The 910-nt window shown below is 67.6% G+C and carries 2 protein-coding genes; one reads left to right on the top strand and one right to left on the bottom strand.

Features of this window, described 5'->3' with window-relative positions; all coding sequences use genetic code 11:
* Positions 1-157 precede the first annotated feature (157 nt).
* Positions 158-385: a hypothetical protein gene (locus AC1DYI_RS36950; RefSeq protein ID WP_477209043.1), complete on the top strand. Its 228-nt coding sequence runs from the start codon at positions 158-160 to the stop codon at positions 383-385.
* A 95-nt stretch (positions 386-480) separates the two neighbouring features.
* Here the strand turns inward: AC1DYI_RS36950 and AC1DYI_RS36955 are convergent.
* Positions 481-910: response regulator (locus tag AC1DYI_RS36955; protein ID WP_477209044.1), on the bottom strand; the 430-nt coding region annotated here is incomplete at its 5' end.

Raw genomic sequence — 910 nt, forward strand, 5'->3', positions numbered from 1 at the left:
CTTGTAGGACAACACCTCGCGTCATTGCACAGGGTTGCAGCTGTAGCGCCTTCAAGCGCTTTGCGTCAGGCAAAGCTTTCTACGATGGGGCCAGCCTGTCGAGCCGAGCAGTCCTTGAGCGACAGGCCCTTTTGCCACTTCGAAAGGACTTCCTTTGATGACCCGTTCCCTGATCGCCCTCGTGACCTTCGCCGCCATGGCCGCCCCGGTGCTGGCTCAGACTCCCGCCCCGGTGGCCGCGCCCACGCAGGCTGCCTCTGAGCCTCCGGCGCCGCCCGCGCCGCCTGCACCCGCATCGTCGCCTACCGACCCGAAGACCGACGCCGGCAAGAAGGAGAACAAGCAGCCCAAGCTCGAGCCCAAGCCCCAAAGCGAGGCGAAGTAAGGCACGGCGCCTGACGCCTTGCCGGTCCATTCCCCCATGACGAACGGGCGGTGCCTGTTGGCACCGCCCGTTTTTCGTGGCGCAGCGGGGCCGCGTCAGCAGGGGCGTTCGTCGGGGCGGCTGGTGTCGGCGTCGCCGTCGCTCAGCTGGGCCGGTGGCTGCTCGGGCATGAAATCGGATGACCACCAGCCGGCGGCCACGCTGGCCTGGCGGGCGCGGGCTTTGAGCAGCAGATCGCTCAACACCGCCGGCTCCAGCGGCTTGCGGATGAAGTGATCGAAGCCGGCGACGAGGCAGCGCTCTTCGTCTTCCAGGCTGCCGGTGGCCGTCAGGCAGACAAAGAGAGCGTGGGTGATGCGGCCCTGCAGCTTGCGGGCTCGGGCCAGCACTTCGCAACCGTCGTGGCCGGGCATGTTCAGGTCGAGGAAGACCAGCGCCGGCTGGAACAGCTCGGCGACCCGGATGCCCATTTCGCCGCCGAAGGCCACGGCGGTCTTGCAGCCGATCATCTGCAGCAAGTAGCTC

The organism is Ideonella sp. P3_A4, assembly GCF_056403075.1.